This window comes from Bacillus sp. FSL L8-0654, assembly GCF_038629965.1.
Taxonomy (GTDB): Bacteria; Bacillota; Bacilli; order Bacillales; family Bacillaceae; genus Bacillus; species Bacillus safensis.
Genome location: NZ_CP152026.1, coordinates 3,290,105 through 3,309,995 on the forward strand (window position 1 = coordinate 3,290,105; position 19,891 = coordinate 3,309,995).

Sequence of the window (19,891 nt, forward strand, 5' to 3'; positions counted from 1 at the left end):
ATGAATCCCCATTGAGCTATAATAAAAGAATTGGAATCTTTTACTTGGTTAGGAGCGGATCAAATGCTTCAGCACAACATCAACGAAGAAGAAATCAAACAAACTGCCGAACAGATCAAAGAACTTCTTCCTGCAACAGATGAGAACAAACAACTCATCAAAAAAGCATTGATTACTTATAGACAGGACAGCGTATATCGGCTCAAGCAAGAGTCTGATACCGAATGGTCAGCTTATGTACATGATGTCGTGGCAGCAAGAGTCCACCTTCATGTGCTGTTTCCTGTGAGAAGCAGCTGCTCATGTCCAGCAGATGGACTTTGTAAACACATTCTTGCTGTCTTCTTTTCGCTATACGCTCAAGTAGAGAGTGTGACCGGGTTTACAGAACATTGGTCAGAAAAAGATGAATTACAGCGCAGCAAAGAACTGATTCGCCAGCACTTCCAAGTGAAGCGCCCAGACGAACAATCACTCCAAAGCTGGCTGACTTTTTTCCAAGAGGAATTTAACCTCTGGCTGAAACGGACACCGAAGCACCAGCAAACACCGCAGCATTTATATTACGGCTATTTATCGATCCTAAAAAAACACGCACCTGCTTCACCTGAATTCAAGAGCTTGTATGCAATTCATACGTCGATCGATGTATGGCTGAGGCTTCATGAACTCGTCGACCTCGGCCGGCTTGATGCCGAAAAAGACTTTTATTCCATGAATCCCTATGTAGAACAGCTCATGAACACCATTTTCGATTCAGTGGATCATTTGAAGACATACGCCCTTTCCTTTTCCCTCGATCCGTTTCTTGAAAACACACCAACTGCCGTTCGCACACTTCTTCAAATCAATGGACCTTTCCAGCATGAACGAGTAGCGGTCTTTATGGAGATTTGGGGCACCATATTAAATAGAGGGAAATGGGTCAAAAAAGAAACAGAATTACTAAAGAACGCCCAGAAGAAAGAACAAACGGTTGAACGTACCATCGGGCTGATGCACATGGATTATTTACTGAAAGAAGACGAAAGCCTCTTTCAGCAATTACAGCTGCTTAATGCGGATATGCTGCCAAATGTGCTCAATTGGCTGAAGGATCTCACAAACCGAAAGGACTGGAAGCGGCTCAAGCTCTGGTATCATGAAATCACCTATATATTAGAGGAATATTGCCAGCTCGACCTTTCCTACAGAGAACTGCGGGGAGCCGTCAGTGATTTCTTCTTTTATTTAGATGCATACTTTAAGCAAACGAAGGATCATCATTTATATGAACGTTATCTCCAAATCTGTATGCCTTATGCGTTTACAGAATACAGTCAGCTTTTGTATGCACAGCAGCGTTATGCGGAATGGATTGAGATTCACAGCCTTGTTGGTTTCTCCATTAGTGAACTGGAGAAGGATTTGATCAAACAGATTGCAAAAGAGGAGCCGGAAGCCCTCATTCCATCGTACCACCGTGAAATCTCACTGCTTCTCGATCAAAAGAATCGAAGTGCTTATCGAGAGTCTGTGAAAATGCTGAAGAAACTGCGTACGCTTTATCATAAAACGAAAAAAACCGTGATCTGGGAAAGGTATGTAAAGCAGCTGCAAGATTCAACAAAACGGCTGCGTGCGTTCCAAGAGGAAATGAAGAAAGGAAAATTGATTGATGACACGCCATAAACAAATTGTCATTCATGCAGAACAAACTGAAGATTTCTCTTTCACCATTTCAGCGCAAGCAGAGGACGGACACCCTGTTCCGCTTAATGAAATGAAGAGGCAGCTTTTCCAATGGCACGAATCTTCTTTCTACGGAACATTTTTAGAAGATGTCAGCTTTATTGGCACTCCTGCCTTTCTGTTAAGCCCTTGGATGACCGTTGAATTGCTAGGAAAAAATTCATTTAATACGTTTAGTCATGTGACATTAACGGATGAAACGGAACCACTGATGAAGACTGCCTCCACCATTTACGAATTCATCGAGGACGAAGATTTCGTTCCCGATTATGAGGCGTGGACAAAAGGCGAGCTTCGGTTTAAAGATAAAGAAGGCCTATTAGATGGTTATACGGCTGATTGGTTCTCCTTTGCTGTACAGGATTACATTCAGTATGATGATGCCTTGCAGCACAAATGGGAACTCATGAACGCACAATCGCCTGCGCTCTCAACCTTCCAAGGACATTTTCTAGATGAGCAGGATTTCTTAGAGACGATTGGCTGGATAGATGATGAGACGCCGTTCACTGTCGGCTTGCGCTTAAATGAACCGGATTTTGACGGAGATGATTGGAAAATCGAATTGTTTTTGCGGGACAAGAAAAACAGTGACCTTCACTTTTTTGAAGGCATTCGTTCATTGAAAAGGTCTTGGCATCCGTATCAAGATAAAATTTCAAGAGAGCTGGAACGATTCAGTCAAATTGTCCCTTGGCTTTCTTTCACATCTGGCACCACACTTATGTCAGAAGAAGAAGCATGGCTCTTCCTATCTGAAGCAAGTGAAACACTTGTCAATATGGGCATTGAGATTCTGCTCCCATCGTGGTGGCAAATTGTTAAAGACAGCACGATGATGTTAAAAGCAAGGATTTCTTCTACACCGCGAGGCGAATCACATGTCGGAATGGACGCATTAATGGACTTTAATTGGCGCTTTGCTACAAACGGCATTGAACTGACAGAAGATGAGTTCAACGAACTTGTCCAAAGCAAACGACGCCTTGTCAACATTCGAGGACAATGGATCAAAATAGACCCGACCTTCATTCAGCAAATGAAAAAGTGGATGGAGCGTGCCGAAAATGAAGGACTTCACATGTCTGATATTTTGTCACGCGAACTGGCAGATCAAGAAGCTTCCTCTGAATCGATTCCAGAGCTTCTAGACAGTTCAGCATTTGCCCATATTCAATTTGAACTTTCATCGCAATTAAGAGGGCTTGTCCACCAATTAAATGATACACACGAGCTGCCTTCCTACGAAATGAGTGAGTCCTTTAAAGGCACACTGCGTCCGTATCAGCAGCATGGCGTGAACTGGCTTTTATTTTTAAGATCTCATGGATTTGGGGCTTGTTTAGCAGATGATATGGGTCTTGGAAAAACGATTCAAATGATCGCGTATTTCACGTATTTGAAGGAACAGAAGCAAAATGCCTCTCCGTCTCTCATCATTGCGCCGACCTCTGTTTTAGGAAACTGGCAGCGAGAGCTCGAAACATTCGCACCACATTTGAATGTTGCCCTGCATTATGGGCCATCGCGTCCACAGGGAGAGGACTTCACAAAAGCATACGAGTCAACAGATATTGTTCTGACGTCCTATGGACTCTCACATTCTGATCGTGATGAATTAACGGCAGCAAAGTGGAATACCATTTGCTTAGACGAAGCCCAAAACATCAAGAACGCCCATACGAAACAATCGAGAGCGATTAGACAGCTCAAAGGACAGCATCACATAGCCCTCAGCGGGACACCAATGGAAAACCGTTTGACAGAGCTTTGGTCCATATTCGACTTCGTCAACAAAGGATATCTCGGCAGCCTGACCAGCTTCCATAAAAAGTTCGTCCTTCCGATTGAAAAAGACCGTGAAGAAAAAAGGATTGAACAGCTCCAGCAGCTGATCAAACCATTTTTATTAAGACGAACAAAACAAGATGAAGAGGTTGCCCTAAACCTGCCTGAGAAACTCGAAGAAAAAGAATTCATTCCGCTCTCCGCTGAGCAGGCATCTTTATATGAACAGCTCGTGAAAGATACCTTTGAACATATGGCATCATTAACAGGGATGCAGCGAAAAGCCATTATTTTAAGTATGCTTGGCAGACTCAAACAGATTTGTGATCACCCTGCGCTCTATTTAAAAGAGAGTGGAACAGATGTGAAACTGCTGAAACGTTCGTTAAAAATGGATAAACTCGCAGAGCTGTTAAAAGCGATACATGAGCAAGGAGAAAGCTGTCTCATCTTTACGCAGTATATTGAAATGGGCAACATGATCAAGCAGCTGGCAGAAAAGATGTTTGGAGAACCAGTCCAATTTTTAAATGGCAGTCTCTCAAAACAGGAGCGGGACAAAATGGTGGACCGCTTTCAGAAGAAAGAATTCAACATCTTAATTCTCTCTTTAAAGGCAGGAGGGACAGGACTCAACCTCACCGCCGCAAACCATGTCATTCACTACGATAGATGGTGGAATCCTGCTGTGGAAAACCAAGCGACAGACCGAGCTTATCGGATTGGACAAAAACGATTTGTTCACGTCCATAAGATGATCACAACGGGCACAATCGAGGAAAAAATCGATCAAATGCTCGAAACAAAACAAACATTAAATGATCAAATTATCCAAAGCGAGAGCTGGATTACAGAGCTATCGACAAACGAACTAGAAGACTTATTTACCTTAAGTGCCGCCGCTCAATCATCTTAATCACAGCAAAAAAGAGGACTTTTCTCAAGCCTAATGAAAAGTCCTCTTTTTTATTTCATATAAACGTGTGCTAAATGTTCAGTTTTTTCAATGCAGATTTCACATTCATATACGTATTTAATTCACGGAAGTCCTCTCTCATTTCTCCCATCTTCATTGCAAGATTCGGTTTAATTCCTGTCACAATGAGTTCAGTACCCGTCATTAAAATCAAATCATTCAGCTTAAAGATCGCATCTGCCACAAATGAATCCACTTCTAATAATCCGGACAAATCGACAATAAAATAATCATCCTTGGATTGAGAGATATAGGTGGAGACCGTTGAAATGATCTTATCAAATCTAGGCGCTGTTAACGTACCAATGATCGGTAACACAGAGATACCATCTTTCACCGGAACGATTGGGACAGAAATATTCAGCACTTCATCAATTGATTGCTCAAGAAGCTCCTGCTGTTCCTTCTCTTTCGTGACATCCTTTTGCAGACCAACGAAATAAAGACGTTTTCCTTCCTTTTCGTCAATCCAAAGAGGAGCGACACTTAACTCGTTCCAAAACATTTGTCCAGATTTTTTATAATTTTTCAGCTGAACCGTGACAGCCTCTTTGTTCTCAATGGCTGTTCTAATTTGCTTGAGAGCGATTTGTTCAGTTTCATCTCCCTGAAGGAAACGACAATTCCTCCCCAATACTTCGGTTTCTTGATAGCCTGTCATATCTAAAAAGCCCTTGTTCACATATATTAAAGGATTATCAGGTAAAGACGGGTCCGTCACCGTCAGGCCAACCTGAGTATAGTCCAAGGCTTCCTTGATTAAATGCAGATTTTCGGACTTATAAGATTCCAGCGCCATTCGTTTACTCTCCTTATTTTCCTTACAAGCGGGTTATATTCATAATTAAATTATATGATGTTCCACATCATGTGTAAATAGAAGTGGTTCTGAATTCCTCTTTTGTAGAATGCGCTTCATCCTATGTGATTTATACCACGACATCTGATTCATCTATTTCAAAAGGTGACGGATCATATGCGCGACACCATGTTCATCATTTGATAACGTCACGTGATCAGCGATTTCTTTTATATCCTGTCTCGCATTCCCCATTGCAACCCCAACACCAGCAGCTCGAAGCATCGATTCATCATTTAAGCTGTCCCCTACAGCCGCTGCCCTACTTAAAGGAATACCTAGTCTTTCTGCCAGCCTTGTTAATGCCAGCCCTTTAGACGCGTCCTTTGAACCAATTTCAAAGTTATGATCAGCCGAACTGACCAATGTTAAATCTGAATCATCACCAAACATCTCCCATCCGGCTTTCAATCTGTCTTGAAAAAAAGAAAAACCTAAGATATTGTAAAATGAAAGCTTTCGATCCTCACGAAACAATTCTTTATATGTATCAATATAAGAAAAACCCGACTGGCTGTATTGAACTTCTGCCGCTTGTTTTAAGACATTTTGATCCGTTTCTGGATTTGCACTTTTTAAACGGTCCATTTCAATCGCAAGAAGCTCTCTTCCGCGATTTGGTGTGAAAATGGCTTCGTTTGTAAAGACTTCATAATAATAATCACGTTCTTCAAGCCATGACAATATGTGTTTAGCCTTTTCTTCTTGTAAAGCAGCTGAATGGTACACTTGTCCAGTTGGATCATGAATCACAGCTCCATTGGCACTAATCACCCATGTATTCATACCAAGCTGGTCAAAAATAGACCTTACATCAAAATACGCTCTCCCTGTTGACACGACAACCTCAATTCCATTCGCAGCTGCTTCCTTTAATGCCTGCTCGTTTTCCTGACTCACTTTGTGTTCACTGTTCAATAAAGTTCCATCTAAATCCGTTGCGATTAATTGAATGTTTGTCATCGTTCTCTCCTTTATGTCTTTATTTTCAACCGACATACCATTAACAAAATCCATCATCATTATGAAATGAGTATCCACTATTTGCAAGAGCTGATCGGTTAAACAGTGAATAAAAGGGTATCCGGCCACGCAAATATGACCGGATACACACAAAGGGGATTCACAAGGGGACACATGACCTATACAAAGAAGCATTGGTTCTATATTACGCAGTGTTCATATGAACAAGGCAGCATCTATCAGCTTTAGCTAGAGGGGGGCTGTCAGATGATAGACGTTACCTTTTGATTCGGGACTTGCCTCCTTTCCTTTCAGCTACCCCTAGTCTACGGAGAAAGGCCGTATGTGACAAAACAGGAAAATAGCAAAATAGGCCTTCAAATTCTCTATATCCTCATTCATTTCTGTTTTTTACCGCTTGCGTATAAAACATCATCTTGTTTTGTTTGATGAAATACTTATTTTTCATAAATTGATAAAAAATATCTGAATGAATCCAATTACTAGAAGGCATGTGAATATAATCAGATCCGTCCCACGCAAACCAATAAAAACAAAGCCGGCCATCATGAACCGACAGCTGAAACTCAAAACAGTCCATTTGATCCTCGGTGACATATTGAAACGTGAGTGACTCTCCTTCTTCCATATACACATCACAAAATGAAAGAATGTCTCCCCACGAATAAACACGTATATCACTCTTTGCCTTGTCGTCGCCAATATGAATGTTTCTCAATTGATAGGACTCCATAAAACATCTCCTTTCACTCATGTGCAGCTAGTTCTAAGCAGGCAGCGGTTTCATTTATACAGATGTTGTATGCTATAATAATACTTACGAATAACGAACGCTTGTGAGGTGATAAATATGAAAACCTTTAGGCTGATTGATTTAAAAATTGAACTTGATCCACAGCAAGATAAAATGTCCAGTATTCCCCTTCGTGACGGTTTAATCATTAATAAAGAAGACGGTGAAAATCACTGGATGATCGAGGCACTCATTCCAAAGAAACATAGACAGGTGTTTGAGGTACTCTTTCAGCAGCACACAGAAGTGAAGATTCTTGTAACGATCACTAAAGAAAACAACCGCCCTGTTCATCTATCTGTCCAAGTCAAAAACATCGTTGCCTTAGAAGAAAACATTTCTGTGTTACTCGATGGTAAAATGATTACAAATCGTTACAGAACAGAAACTGAAGAAGTATTAAAAGACCTCGTCAAAGAGGGGTTGTCAGGAGAAAAACTACTGGATGCTTTTAAACAAAACACATAAAAAAGAGCGGGATCAGCCGCTCTTTTTCTATTGCACATCTTTAGACTGGCTTTGATTTTTCAATAAATCTCTGATTTCAGTTAGCAAAACTTCCGTTTGATCCGGCGTTTCCACAACCTCTTCTTCCTCAACCTTTTTCCGTTTTAACTTATTCAAATAACGAATAAAGATAAAAATGGAAAACGAGATAATTAAGAAATCAACCACTGTTTGAATGAAGTTCCCATATAAAATTTGAGCAGCTCCGATTTTAATGGATAAACCGCTAAAATCATGCCCTCCAATAATAATACCGACAAGCGGCATGATTAAATCATTCACAAGAGAAGTGACAATTTTGCCAAATGCTCCCCCAATGATGACACCTACAGCCAAGTCAATGACATTTCCCTTGACTGCAAATTCTCTAAATTCTTTCAGCATCCTTTATCACCTTCATCTTTTTTTGTCTAATATGACGTTTTTTTGTCAAAATTGCAAGTCCTTATCCGTTCTAACTGAACGTTTCTAAATAAAAAAGCGATTCATGCTTGATGAACCGCCAGAAAAATCATGATACTTTAGGACCAATAGAAAATGTCAGTTCTGCTTCACATGCAACCTCGCCATCTACCGTCGCTACTGCTTTTCCTTTTGCAACCGGCCCGCGGAGGCGCGTCACTTCAACCTCTAAACGAAGCTGGTCTCCAGGCTTGACCTGTCTTTTGAAGCGGCATCCGTCAATCCCTGCAAACAAACCGATTTTTCCTTTGTTTTCTTCCTTGCCTAACATAATCACACCAAAAACCTGTGCGAGTGCTTCTACTATAAGCACACCAGGCATGACTGGGTAACCAGGGAAATGGCCATTAAAAAATTCTTCATTCACTGTGACATTTTTAATTCCAACCGCTCTTTTTTCTCCCTCGACCTCTAAAATACGGTCGACCAATAAGAATGGATAACGGTGTGGAATAATGTCTTGAATTTGCTGAGCATCAAGCATATCTTGATCTCTCCTTCTTTTCTATATCGCTGATCTTCATTTGATTCCTATAGAAGTATATTATGAATGCTGGCATTTTTCAATATTCGCCTTATGCATATGGTAAAAAATAGTATCTATCATTACCAATTGTCATCAAATATAATCCACACTACACTCAATGTTTTTTCACAAATATGGTAATATATATTACATCATTGATTGAATAAGAGGGTAAAAATGAATTTTATGAGCGATAAATCCGTAAAAAAACTTCTCCATTCCTGGTATACAATGCTAAAGCATCGACATTTTTCGAAGGCTGAAGAAATCAAAAAAACACTGCTAAAATATAAACGGAAATTATCAAAAAAACAAGAACTCTATTTCCATTATCAGTTGATGCTTTTCCGTCACCAGCTCTGGATGAATCAGACAGAGGACTTAGAAAAACTCAAACATGAACTGCTGCCCCACAAAGATGAAATGAACGAAGAACTGCAATATTATTTTTATTTCTTTCTCGGATTATATGAATCTTTAAAAAGTGATCAAAATGATGCGATTCATTATCTCGAAAAGGCTGAGGAACGACTGCCATTACTTAACGATGAGCTGGAGGAAGCAGAGTTCCATTTCCGTACAAGCGGTGTTTATTACAACAACCGTTACTCGTTGTTATCGATTCGTCATGTTCAAAAAGCCATGGATATTTTTGCAAAGCACGGTGATATCCATAGCATCTATCGGTGTAAAATTGTGCTCGCTCTCAACTATAGCGACCAAAAAAAATATAAGGAAGCGGAAGATATTTTCATTGAAATTATTGATTACGTGAAAAAGATTGATGATCAAGAGCTGCTCGGTATCGTTTATTATGATGCTGGCTTTATTCAGTCAAGACAAAACCGTCATAAGGAAGCGCTGGAATACTTCAAAAAAGCGCTTCGTCTTCCAGCGTACCGAAAGTCAGCACACTCCTATGTATCATGCCTATACGAAACTGTGCGTTCCTGTTTTAAAGAAAATTTAACCGATGAAGGGATGAAGTATATTCAAAAAGGTCTGAAAGAATCTGTTGCTTCCCAGTTTGATATATTAAGAATGAAGTTTCAAATCTTATCTCTTCTCTACAGCCAAACGCCAAAGGCAGATGAGCAGATCGCCACGCTCGTCACATGTCTTGAACGAAAAGAAGCGTGGATTGATCTTGAGGATCTTCTTGCTGATGTCTCAGATTTTTATAAAAAAAAGGGCGACTTTGAGCGAGCCGCCTTTTTTATCATGAGAGGCTGATACCAGCCTGCTGATTATCGAATTGTATTAATTAATCCCAGCATTTGATCGCCCATCGTAATTGTTCTTGAATTCATCTGATAGGAACGCTGTGTTGTCATGAGGTCTGTTAATTCTTTCGACATGTCCACATTTGATGTTTCCAGTGCACCTTGCTGAAGCTGAATCGCCTCTCGGTTTGCTCCATTTAGTGCTGTTAATGCACCTTGATAGGTTCCATCGACTGAGAACAAATTATCTCCTTCAGAGACAAGTGCTGACGAATTATTGACTTGTACAACGCCCAGATTCACTTGCTGATTGGGTTGATTGTCTCTTGAAACCGCCGTAAGCCGCCCATTTTTATCGATTGAAATATCACGGAAATTTGCATTTAAGACGATCGCATTTCCGTTTTCATCAAGAATCGGATAGCCTTCGCTCGTGACAAGCTGCACTTGATTACGATTATTGCCCGGCTGCAAGTAAAGTGAACCATCTCTTGTATAACGGATATTACCGCCGGCGTTGACCCGCAAATACTGCGACGGCGCTCCGAAGGCAACATCAAGATCACGTCCTGTTTCTTTAATAGAGCCTTGCAGCGAGTTAATGGACGCATTGACCATTGTCCCCGTGCCAAGCCTTAACCCAGCAGGTGTCAAACGACTGTTTGCCACCTGCTCATTTTTTTCATCTACCTGATTAAACTGCTGTCTGATCAGCTCTGAGAAACGGGTGTTTTTCGCGCGGTACCCTGTTGTTTCACTGTTCGCGATGTTGTTGCTGATGATGTCAAGCTGCTTTTGCACTTCATTCATCGATACAGCTGCGTTTATCATCGTTCTAAGCATGAGAATCCTCCTTTCTTTTTCATTTCTTGATTAGTACACTCTGCCAATTTCATTCACTGCTTTTTCTAAGCTTTTATCATACGCCTGAACCACTTTTTGATTTGTTTCAAATGCTCGGTAGGCCGTTGTCATATCTGTATATGATTTCGTCACATCCACGTTCGAGAGCTCCGATACGCCTTGGCTTAACGTATAGGACATTTGACCGTTATTGACTGCACTTGGCAGGGGCTGGTTATCAGCTGTACGGTATAAATCATTTCCTTCACGCGCTAGGTTTCTTGTATCCATCGCAACACGTACATCGATTTGACCAAGATTTTGCCCATTTTCAGACACAGTACCATCTGCATTCACTTTGAAATTCTCACTCTGAACCGTAATCGGCTGACCCGTCACGGAAAGAAGAGCGCGGCCATTAATCGTCAATTGATTTTGTGCGTTCAATGTAATGGAGCTGCTTTTCGTATAACGAACGCCTTCTGGTGTGTTGACCGCATAAAATAGCGCTGATTTCTGATTGGTCTCCGGATTGATCGGCACATTATTTTCAACTAGTGCTATGTCTGTTGTTTGATCTGTTGTTTTTAAAGTTCCCTGTGTAAATTGAGGGATTAATTCCTGCATATATGTCCCAGTATTGATTCCACCAATCGGCGATTGCAGTGGAACGCTAAAGCCTTTGCCTGAGGATGTTTGGAAACGTCCTGATTCCATTCGGCTCAGCAGCATTTCTGGAAATGCACGCATTGCCCCTTCATCCGCTTTATAGCCTGGGGTATTCGCATTTGCGATATTATTTGAAAGCATTTCTGTCCGCCGCTCTTGAGCGATCATGGCAGATGTTGCGGTGTATAGTCCTTTTAACACGTGCTCACCTCATTCAAATTCTTTCACATGACCTAAACACAATCTTCTATGAAATATATCGGCTGATTAGCAGGGTTCTTTAATAAAAATCCCCCATTCTTTCTAAAAAGAATGAGGGAAATCATCAGCTGAGTTTACGCTTTGGCAGCTTGTCCATATTATCAAGCATCACGCCAGTACCAACTGCTACACAGTCCATTGGATTTTCAGCAACGAAAACTGGTACTTTCAGCTCTTCTGCAAGCAATTGATCAAGCCCGTTTAGAAGAGCTCCGCCACCTGTAATGATGACGCCGCGATCGATAATATCAGCTGATAATTCAGGCGGTGTTCTTTCAAGAACTTGTTTCGCAGCCTGAACAATCGCAGATACAGATTCACGCAATGCTTCTTCTACTTCTTTGCTTGTGACGGTAATCGTTCTTGGTAATCCTGTCACCATGTCTCGTCCACGAATCGAAATCTCTTCGTGACGTGCGTCTGGGAATACCGTTGCAACTTGGATCTTAATATCCTCAGCCGTGCGCTCACCGATCAACAGCTTGTACTCTTTTTTAATGTAGTTTAGAATTTCCAGATCAAATTTGTCTCCAGCCATTTTAATAGAAGAGGCGGTTACAATGTCACCCATTGAGATGACAGCGATATCTGTCGTTCCGCCTCCAATATCTACGACCATGTTTCCACTTGGCTGAAAAATATCCATACCAGCACCAATCGCTGCTACTTTTGGCTCTTCTTCAAGAAATACATGCTTACCACCGCTTTTTTCAGCAGCTTCTTTGATCGCCTTCTGCTCAACAGATGTAATATTTGTCGGGCAGCAGATGAGCATACGCGGCTTAGAGAACAGCCCTTTCACATTTAATTTGTTAATAAAATGCTTGAGCATCGCTTCAGTTACTTCAAAATCAGCGATTACGCCGTCTTTTAATGGACGAATCGCAACAATATTCCCAGGCGTACGTCCAACCATACGTCTAGCCTCTTCTCCAACAGCCAAAACTTTTCCGCTGTTTTTGTCAAGAGCTACCACAGATGGTTCATTTAACACAATTCCTTTTCCTTTGACATGAATCAGTACATTGGCAGTACCAAGATCAATTCCAATATCCCTAGCAAACATCTATATATATCCTCCTTGAAAATCTGTTTCCATAGCAAATACCACATTCTGCCCTAATTATATATTCTATCATAATTTGCAGAAAAAAAGATATTTCTTTACAAAAGTCTTTACAAAATTTGTGGTTAGAAACTACCGATATGAGGAAGATATATATATCATGTTTATGAACAAAGAACTAAGCTTACTGTTTCACAGGTTCGCCTTCTAAAATTTCTTCTTTTTTATACTTTAACTTGGTGGCTTCTCCTCCTCGCAAGTGGCGGATTGATTTATGATAATCCAGTATCTCCTTTACTTCATTAGCCAGATCTGGATTAATTTCTGGCAGTCTTTCTGTTAGATCCTTGTGTACAGTACTTTTAGAGACTCCAAATTCTTTCGCAATAACACGAACGGTTTTCTTTGTCTCCACGATATACTTTCCTATCTTGATTGTTCGCTCTTTGATGTAATCGTGCACACCACTCGACCTCCCTAAAATGGATGTGAGAAGTGTGAAATGAGATCCGTATGAAGATTATCCATTTTCAGCGGCGCTTGTTCGTCGTAATTTCTCATCCATTAGGTAGTAAATGCCAAACACGATCCCTCACCTCAAACACTCTCTTTGTCAGGTTTGTAACAGTGTATTAGCATTGAATAGGGAATATGCTAAAAATGAAGATGGGACAAGGGATTTATCAGAAAAGGCAAAACAAAAAATCATTTCGGGGCGCGAAAATTTTCACTTTACAAGAAAGAGTTCAGCACGTAAAATAGAAAAGGTGAATTTATTTACCTAGCTAAATATTTAAAAAAGGTGAGCATATGGATACGTTAAATAGAGAGTGTTTACATCAAATACATCAAGGCGCACGGCTGCTGTCTAAAAAGGCGAACGAAGCGCTTGCTGCTTATGACTTGTACATGTCCCAGTGGACTGTGCTTTTTTGTTTGGATACATTCGGCCCGAAAACCCAAAAAGACATCTGGACATATTTGAACGTCGAAGCACCGACCATCACCAGAACAGTCACCCGTTTAGAAGCAAATGGCTGGGTGAAACGTGTACAAGGCAAAGACAAACGTGAGAATCTGATCGTGATGACAGATGATGCAAAAGCCCGATTTGAAGAAATCAAACGCACGATGGAACAATTTGAAGAAGAATGTCTTTCAGATTTTACCTACGAAGAAAAAAAACTCCTCCATACACTTTTACACAAATTATCAACTGAATAGGAAGTGACATACATCATGAACGAACGCATATGGACAAAAGACTTTATCATGATTGTCCTGGTGAATTTATTTACGTTCACCTCTTTTTATGCCCTTTTGACATTACTGCCCATTTACACAATGGATGAACTAAATGGAACAGAATCACAGGGCGGTCTCCTTGTGACGGTCTTCTTATTATCTGCTATTGTGACAAGACCGTTTTCTGGCGCCATTATTGAGAAATTCGGCAAAAAACGGATGGCGATTTTCTCTTCTACGGCCTTTGCCTTACTCACTTATTTATACATCCCGATTGATCAATTCCAAACACTTCTTATGCTGCGTTTCGTACAAGGGATCTTTTTTAGTATTTTGACGACAGTCACCAGTGCCATTGCGGCTGATATGATCCCGAAACATAAACGCGGGGAAGGACTCGGATACTTTGTGATGTCTATGAACCTCGCTGTTGTCATCGGTCCGTTTATCGCACTGAATCAAGTAGGAAAAATAGGATTTCATTCATTATTTCTTCTCTTTTCCATTATCGTGACCATCGGAGCCGCTTTTACGATGCTGATTAGACAGCCAGAGCCTGAAAACGGTGGAAGCATTGTCTTCCGATTCACGTTTTCTCACCTGTTTGAAAAAGGCGCATTAAAAACAGCGGCCGTCGGCATTATTATTTCCTTCTGTTATTCGCCGATTATTTCATTTATTTCAGTTTATGCCAATTCACTTCATTTGATGGGTGCAAGCAGTTATTTCTTTATTGTATTTGCGGCTGCAATGCTTGGATCACGTCCATTTACAGGCAGACTTTTTGACCGGGTTGGAGCTCACGTTGTGATCTATCCTTCGATTGCCCTTTTTGCCATTGGTTTATGGATGCTGACAGCGACACATTCAGCTACAATGCTTCTTCTATCAGGCGCTGTGATTGGACTTGGCTACGGTTCGCTCGTGCCATGTTTACAAACACTTGCGATTCAGCACTCTCCAGCTCATCGTACGGGATATGCGACGGCTACTTTCTTCACCCTGTATGATACAGGTATTGCTGCCGGCTCATTTGTCTTTGGACTCCTTGTCAGTTTCACAGACTTTTCAAATGTGTACCTCATTGCGGGTATTGTGGTCTTACTGAGTATGGGCGTTTTTTATTGGAGCGAACGAAAACCTCAGGAAGCAAAAGCACAAAAGGTCTCCCTTTCAGAATAAAAGGGTACTATTTTAAACTTCGCCGGAAACATGCTAAAATATAGGATATTCCAAATAGAGCATAAAGGCTTTGTTGAAAAATAGTTTGCATTAAGCGAAAGTATAGGTGATGTTTTGAATTACGAATTGTTTAAAGTCATACACGGGATGGCTCACCATTCTGAGTTTTTAGATCAGGCCATGATCTTTATTACGAAAAAGGCCATTCTTGTGTACGCCCTTGTCTTATTGATTTGCTGGTTTTTAGGGAATCACAAATTTAAGAAGCATGTCTTCTTTTCCGGTGTAACAGGCATTGCAGCACTTATCGTCAACTTTGCCATTACATTGTTTCATTATGAAGAGCGGCCGTTTGTGGCGCATAAAGTCGACACACTCATCCCGCACTCAGCAGATGCTTCCTTCCCAAGTGACCATACAACAGGTGCATTGGCTCTTTCACTTGCCATTCGATCCCGTAATAAAAAGCTCGGTAACATCTTGCTCGTCTTTGGATTACTTACAGGATTCTCCCGCATCTGGGTCGGTCATCATTACCCATTTGATGTTTTAGGCAGCTTGGTCGTATCGATTGTGGTTGTCTTTATCATGAATAAATTATGGAAGTTCTTTGACTCTCCTATTGATCGTATCGTGACATTTTACGAGACAATTGTAGGGAAAATTTTCAGAAGGAAGACAAAGGATCAGGGCTCAGACCTGTCCAACTCTTAAGCGGACTTGCGATAACGTGATGAAGATTCTTCTTCCACTTATCGCGCCGCTTTTTTTATTGGCTTTCCCCCTCTAACCATACTCGAAAAATAAAGACTGACACCAATGCCAATAAGAGAAATGATGATCAATGTCCAGCCTAACTGCGCAAAGTGAGCACCAGCAATTTCATCCCCAAACAGCATACCAAGCACAGCAGACGACAGAATAGAACCAAGGTAGCGGCATGTTTGAAAAAGTCCAGAGGACGTGCCAATCATGTGCTGAGGACTTGCCTTGAGCATCGCAGCTTGGAGCGCAACATTCCCAATCCCATAACTGAGCCCAAGCAGAGCTAGAACCAATCCTTTCCCCCATAATGGCGCAGGAATAAAAAAGAAAGTCATGGCAGACGCTCCAGCCAGCATCAATACAGCACTCGCTAAAACTGGATGGCGTTCATCCCCGCGATCCACCCACTTTCCAGTCAGCGGTGACACAATAATACTCACCCCTGACATACACAGCATAAAAAGACCCGTCATCTCCACACGCCAGCCTAACTCATCCTGAAAATAACTCGGCAAACCAAAAAAGAGACAATAGAAAAAGATATTTAAAATGATAAATTGCACATACACAAGTGACAGCCGCTGCTTCTCCCTGAACATCCGTATTTGAATAAACGGTTCATCCACCTGATACTCCCACCAGATAAAAGCGCCTGCACTCAGGAGACAAAGAATACCTTGAACATATTGAATGCCATCACCCAGTGATAATAAAAATGAAAGCAGGAGAACAATGCAGACGGTAAAAAGAAGCATCCCTGGCAAATCGAGTGTTCGCACAGTTTCGCCTATGCGGAGCTTTTTCTTCTTCTGCTCCTTCGGAAACAAAAATAGGCCGAGAAAGAAACTGATCAAAATAAAAGGCAGATTCACTAAAAAGATAGCCGGCCAGCCGCCAATGGTCATCAAAAATCCGCCAAGCGTCGGTCCAAGCGCCGTCATCGCTGAAGCAAAAATGGATAATACCGCTAACGCCGAAGCCTGTCTTTCTTGAATATGATCCCGAATGAGTCCGACCCCAGAAGGATAAATGGCACTGCTTCCCATCGCCTGTAACAAACGGATCACAATCAGCACCGCAAACGTTGGGGCAAACGGCGCGCAAATGGCTGAGACTGCGACAAGAACCAGACCGAATAAAAATAAGGTTCTCCGGCTCATGACATGATCCCCAATCCGGCCGCTCACCGGCTGCGTCACTGCACTGGCTAAATAAAAAGAAGAAATAAGCCAAGATACGGTCGTAAACGACAAACCGAATTCATGCTGAATTTGATGCAAGGCCAAAGAAATCATTGATGAATTCAGTGGATTCAACATCGTTCCAAAGGCAATAGCGGTTAAAAAAACTTTTCGGTTGTCTCTCCACTTGTTCATACACTGACCTCCTTTTTGCAATCCTTTCGTTATTATGAGATTCATTTCCCTTTTTTACCCTAATCAATTCAAGTTCTCTCTTAGAAAAGCAAGACATACATTTTAAAAAGGACGATTGTTGGAATAACACATATAAAATTGAGAATATGAGGAACAAATGGTAAGATGCTACACATATTGAAAAGCCTACTTTCTCCTGATATGGAGAACGGCTGAAAAGGAGGAGAAGCTTATTATTAAAAAAAGACGGTTTTGGGTCCCAGCCCTTTTCTCGGTTGCAGTATTACTTCTGTCTTCGTGCGGTTCAAATGAAACAAATGGGAACGGAGATAAACGTAATTCTACAGCGAAAGGGTCGCCAATTTTGGAGGATGGAAAATTTATTTTTGCAGCATCAGGTGAATTTCATCCGTTTAGTTACATGGATGGAAATCAGATGTCCGGCTTTGATATCGACGTAGGCAATGCGATTAGTGACAAACTAGGTCTCGAACCTATACAGAAAAAATATAAATTCGCAGGCATCGTCGAAGGCGTGAAAGCAGGTAAATTTGATGCGGCAGTTGCAAGTCATACCATCAATGAGGAACGAAAAAAACACGTCCTTTTTTCTAAACCCTATTACTATTCTGGTCCGCAAATTTTCACAAGACCTGGAGCATACATTCAACATGCTGATGATTTAAAAGGCAAAGAAATCGCTGTATCTAAAGGCTCGTCCTACGCTGATATCGCAAAGGAGCATAGCGAGGAGGAACCAAAATATTACGACAGTGATGTCGTCGCTTTAGAAGCACTGGCCAACGGAAAACACGATGCAGTCGTGACAGATTTCGCCACAGGTGCAGAAGCGATGAAGAAAAAATTAAAAATCACAGCGCAGGAAAGACTCGGACAAAGTGAGCAGGCAATTGCTGTTTCAAAAGAAAATGAACAGCTCATAAAAGAGATCAACGATGCGATTGACGCACTAAAAAAAGACGGAACATTAAAACAAATTAGCGAAAAGTACTTTGATGAAGACATCACGGTCAAACAAGATTAAAACCACGATTGTGCGCCCTTTTTATAGGCGCACTTTCTTCAAATGGAGATGATTGTTTTGCCTACCCTATCACACTTTTTTCAGACACTCATTGATTCAAGAGGTATTTTCTTAGAAGGAATGCTGATCACCTTACAGCTGACGGTGATCAGCATCTTCATCGGTATGTTCATCGGGCTTTTCTTTGCTTTATTGAAAATATCCCGCATAGCCGTTTTCGGTTATATCGCCAATGCCTATATCTTTCTTGTGCGCGGAACACCACTTATTGTTCAAATTTTCATCCTATACTTCGGCCTCACAGAATTGAATATACCCGACTTCTGGGCTGCTTCCATTGCGCTCGCCTTTCATAATGGCGCCTATATAGCCGAAATATTTAGAGGCGCTATCCAATCCATCGATCAGGGGCAAAAAGAGGCAGGACGCTCTCTTGGTATGGGTCGTTTTTTAACAATGAGGCGTATCATTCTCCCTCAAGCGATGCGGCGTGCTCTTCCCCCTCTTGGCAACCAGTTCATTATCGGCTTAAAAGATTCATCACTCGCCGCCTTTATCAGTGTCAATGAACTATTTAACGTCGCCACCACGCAAGGCTCCAACAGTTTTGATAATATGACGTATTTACTTGTTGTAGCCGTCTATTACTTAGTTCTTGTCCTGCTGTTAACATTCGCTGTCCAAACCTTTGAGAAGAAACTATCAGTTAGTGACCAATAGGAGGAGAAGCATGACAGAATCAAAGGAAATCATACGTGTTGAAAAACTCAATAAATACTTTGGAGAGCTTCATGTTTTAAAAGATATCGATCTCACCGTATATGAAAATGATGTGGTCGTCTTAATTGGTGCAAGCGGTTCTGGAAAAAGCACCTTGCTCCGCTGTATGAACTTTTTAGAAATAAAAAATGATGGAGATATTATCATTGATGGCAGTCCTGTTGATCCAAAACGCGATCAATTAAACGAAATGAGACAAAAAATAGGAATGGTGTTTCAGCATTTTAATCTTTTCCCGCACAAAACTGTGCTTGAAAATATCATCGAAGCGCCTGTTATGGTGAAAAAAACAAAGAAAGCGCAAGCCATCGCTGAAGCCAGCACCTTGCTAGAAAAAGTCGGACTTGCGGATAAAGCCAACGTATATCCTTCTAAACTATCAGGCGGCCAAAAACAGCGTGTAGCCATAGCCAGATCTCTCGCCATGAAGCCTGATGTCATGTTATTTGACGAACCTACGTCTGCCCTTGACCCAGAACTTGTAGGCGAGGTGCTGCAAACGATGAAAAGCCTCGCAAAAGAAGGCATGACCATGGTCATTGTCACACACGAAATGGGCTTTGCGAAAGAAGTTGCCGATCGTGTCGTCTACATGCACGAAGGCCGCATCGTCGAAGAAGGCGTCCCTTCGGACTTGTTTGATTCTCCTAGGGAGGAACGTACAAAACTGTTTCTCAGCTCCATTTTATAGGTCAAACGCCCTTCATTTTTAGTGCTTAACTTACGTTTTTGCTCATTTTTTACGAACTTTTCATCCATTTATATTGAACTTAACCAAAAACCATGTCAGATAAACTTACACGTATATGT

The 19,891-nt window shown here is 41.3% G+C and carries 20 protein-coding genes; 10 read left to right on the forward strand and 10 right to left on the reverse strand.

Features of this window, described 5'->3' with window-relative positions; all coding sequences use genetic code 11:
- The first annotated feature begins 63 nt into the window (after positions 1–63).
- Together MHH65_RS17000 and MHH65_RS17005 are read left to right on the forward strand one after the other, a co-directional pair.
- Positions 64–1,671 carry an SWIM zinc finger family protein gene (locus MHH65_RS17000; RefSeq protein WP_041115535.1) on the forward strand — a complete coding sequence of 536 codons (1,608 nt, stop codon included), beginning with the start codon at positions 64–66 and terminating at the stop codon, positions 1,669–1,671.
- Entirely contained in the window at positions 1,658–4,435 is a 2,778-nt protein-coding gene (locus tag MHH65_RS17005; RefSeq protein WP_098677176.1) for a DEAD/DEAH box helicase, read from the forward strand. The genes MHH65_RS17000 and MHH65_RS17005 overlap by 14 nt, the downstream gene beginning before the upstream one ends.
- A gap of 70 nt (positions 4,436–4,505) precedes the next feature.
- Here MHH65_RS17005 and MHH65_RS17010 read toward each other — a convergent pair whose 3' ends face one another.
- The 3 genes from MHH65_RS17010 to MHH65_RS17020 all read right to left on the reverse strand — a co-directional run bounded on the left by MHH65_RS17010 (position 4,506) and on the right by MHH65_RS17020 (position 7,071).
- The gene (locus MHH65_RS17010) at positions 4,506–5,294 is read right to left on the reverse strand and encodes an STAS domain-containing protein (RefSeq protein ID WP_029706346.1); all 789 of its coding nucleotides are present in this window, start codon (positions 5,292–5,294) and stop codon (positions 4,506–4,508) included.
- A 153-nt stretch (positions 5,295–5,447) separates the two neighbouring features.
- Positions 5,448–6,308, reverse strand: coding sequence for a Cof-type HAD-IIB family hydrolase (locus MHH65_RS17015; RefSeq protein ID WP_268416934.1), 861 nt, complete (start codon positions 6,306–6,308; stop codon positions 5,448–5,450).
- Between the two features lie 403 nt (positions 6,309–6,711).
- Positions 6,712–7,071, reverse strand: a complete 360-nt coding sequence (locus MHH65_RS17020; protein ID WP_056765590.1) for a hypothetical protein — start codon at positions 7,069–7,071, stop codon at positions 6,712–6,714.
- Between the two features lie 117 nt (positions 7,072–7,188).
- Between MHH65_RS17020 and MHH65_RS17025 the strand changes: the two genes are divergently transcribed.
- Positions 7,189–7,599: a YwpF-like family protein gene (locus MHH65_RS17025; RefSeq protein ID WP_024423692.1), complete on the forward strand. Its 411-nt coding sequence runs from the start codon at positions 7,189–7,191 to the stop codon at positions 7,597–7,599.
- A 27-nt stretch (positions 7,600–7,626) separates the two neighbouring features.
- On the opposite strand, the gene mscL is transcribed toward MHH65_RS17025, so the two are convergent.
- Together mscL and fabZ are read right to left on the reverse strand one after the other, a co-directional pair.
- Positions 7,627–8,022, reverse strand: a complete 396-nt coding sequence (gene mscL / locus MHH65_RS17030) for a large conductance mechanosensitive channel protein MscL (protein WP_024423693.1) — start codon at positions 8,020–8,022, stop codon at positions 7,627–7,629.
- A 127-nt stretch (positions 8,023–8,149) separates the two neighbouring features.
- Entirely contained in the window at positions 8,150–8,584 is a 435-nt protein-coding gene (fabZ, locus tag MHH65_RS17035; protein ID WP_012011512.1) for a 3-hydroxyacyl-ACP dehydratase FabZ, read from the reverse strand.
- Positions 8,585–8,803: 219 nt separating this feature from the next.
- On the opposite strand from fabZ, the gene MHH65_RS17040 reads away from it, so the two are divergent.
- Positions 8,804–9,859 (forward strand): tetratricopeptide repeat protein, encoded by a 1,056-nt coding sequence (locus MHH65_RS17040; RefSeq protein WP_065214867.1) that lies wholly within the window; start codon positions 8,804–8,806, stop codon positions 9,857–9,859.
- Between the two features lie 14 nt (positions 9,860–9,873).
- Here the strand turns inward: MHH65_RS17040 and MHH65_RS17045 are convergent, their stop codons facing one another.
- The 4 genes from MHH65_RS17045 to spoIIID all read right to left on the reverse strand — a co-directional run bounded on the left by MHH65_RS17045 (position 9,874) and on the right by spoIIID (position 13,151).
- Positions 9,874–10,692, reverse strand: a complete 819-nt coding sequence (locus MHH65_RS17045; protein ID WP_098677175.1) for a flagellar hook-basal body protein — start codon at positions 10,690–10,692, stop codon at positions 9,874–9,876.
- 30 nt (positions 10,693–10,722) lie between these two features.
- Entirely contained in the window at positions 10,723–11,562 is an 840-nt protein-coding gene (locus MHH65_RS17050) for a flagellar hook-basal body protein (protein ID WP_034281198.1), read from the reverse strand.
- A 124-nt stretch (positions 11,563–11,686) separates the two neighbouring features.
- A complete protein-coding gene (gene mbl / locus MHH65_RS17055; protein WP_007497573.1) occupies positions 11,687–12,688 on the reverse strand; it encodes a cell shape-determining protein Mbl in 1,002 nt (333 codons plus the stop codon).
- Between the two features lie 184 nt (positions 12,689–12,872).
- Positions 12,873–13,151 carry a sporulation transcriptional regulator SpoIIID gene (gene spoIIID, locus MHH65_RS17060; protein ID WP_008343327.1) on the reverse strand — a complete coding sequence of 93 codons (279 nt, stop codon included), beginning with the start codon at positions 13,149–13,151 and terminating at the stop codon, positions 12,873–12,875.
- A gap of 347 nt (positions 13,152–13,498) precedes the next feature.
- On the opposite strand from spoIIID, the gene MHH65_RS17065 reads away from it, so the two are divergent.
- The 3 genes from MHH65_RS17065 to MHH65_RS17075 all read left to right on the forward strand — a co-directional run bounded on the left by MHH65_RS17065 (position 13,499) and on the right by MHH65_RS17075 (position 15,829).
- Positions 13,499–13,912, forward strand: coding sequence for a MarR family transcriptional regulator (locus MHH65_RS17065; protein WP_065214869.1), 414 nt, complete (start codon positions 13,499–13,501; stop codon positions 13,910–13,912).
- Between the two features lie 15 nt (positions 13,913–13,927).
- A complete protein-coding gene (locus tag MHH65_RS17070; RefSeq protein ID WP_034281200.1) occupies positions 13,928–15,115 on the forward strand; it encodes an MFS transporter in 1,188 nt (395 codons plus the stop codon).
- A gap of 114 nt (positions 15,116–15,229) precedes the next feature.
- Positions 15,230–15,829 (forward strand): undecaprenyl-diphosphatase, encoded by a 600-nt coding sequence (locus MHH65_RS17075; RefSeq protein ID WP_024423699.1) that lies wholly within the window; start codon positions 15,230–15,232, stop codon positions 15,827–15,829.
- Positions 15,830–15,867: 38 nt separating this feature from the next.
- Here the strand turns inward: MHH65_RS17075 and MHH65_RS17080 are convergent, their stop codons facing one another.
- A complete protein-coding gene (locus tag MHH65_RS17080; protein WP_034281204.1) occupies positions 15,868–17,256 on the reverse strand; it encodes an MFS transporter in 1,389 nt (462 codons plus the stop codon).
- A gap of 196 nt (positions 17,257–17,452) precedes the next feature.
- Here MHH65_RS17080 and MHH65_RS17085 point away from each other — a divergent pair, with 196 nt between their 5' ends.
- The 3 genes from MHH65_RS17085 to MHH65_RS17095 are packed head-to-tail and all read left to right on the forward strand — an operon-like array spanning position 17,453 to position 19,772.
- A complete protein-coding gene (locus MHH65_RS17085; protein WP_255290971.1) occupies positions 17,453–18,301 on the forward strand; it encodes a transporter substrate-binding domain-containing protein in 849 nt (282 codons plus the stop codon).
- Between the two features lie 42 nt (positions 18,302–18,343).
- Positions 18,344–19,021, forward strand: a complete 678-nt coding sequence (locus tag MHH65_RS17090) for an amino acid ABC transporter permease (protein WP_098677173.1) — start codon at positions 18,344–18,346, stop codon at positions 19,019–19,021.
- 10 nt (positions 19,022–19,031) lie between these two features.
- On the forward strand, positions 19,032–19,772 hold the full coding sequence (locus MHH65_RS17095; RefSeq protein WP_041115526.1) for an amino acid ABC transporter ATP-binding protein: 741 nt from the start codon (positions 19,032–19,034) through the stop codon (positions 19,770–19,772).
- Positions 19,773–19,891 lie beyond the last annotated feature (119 nt).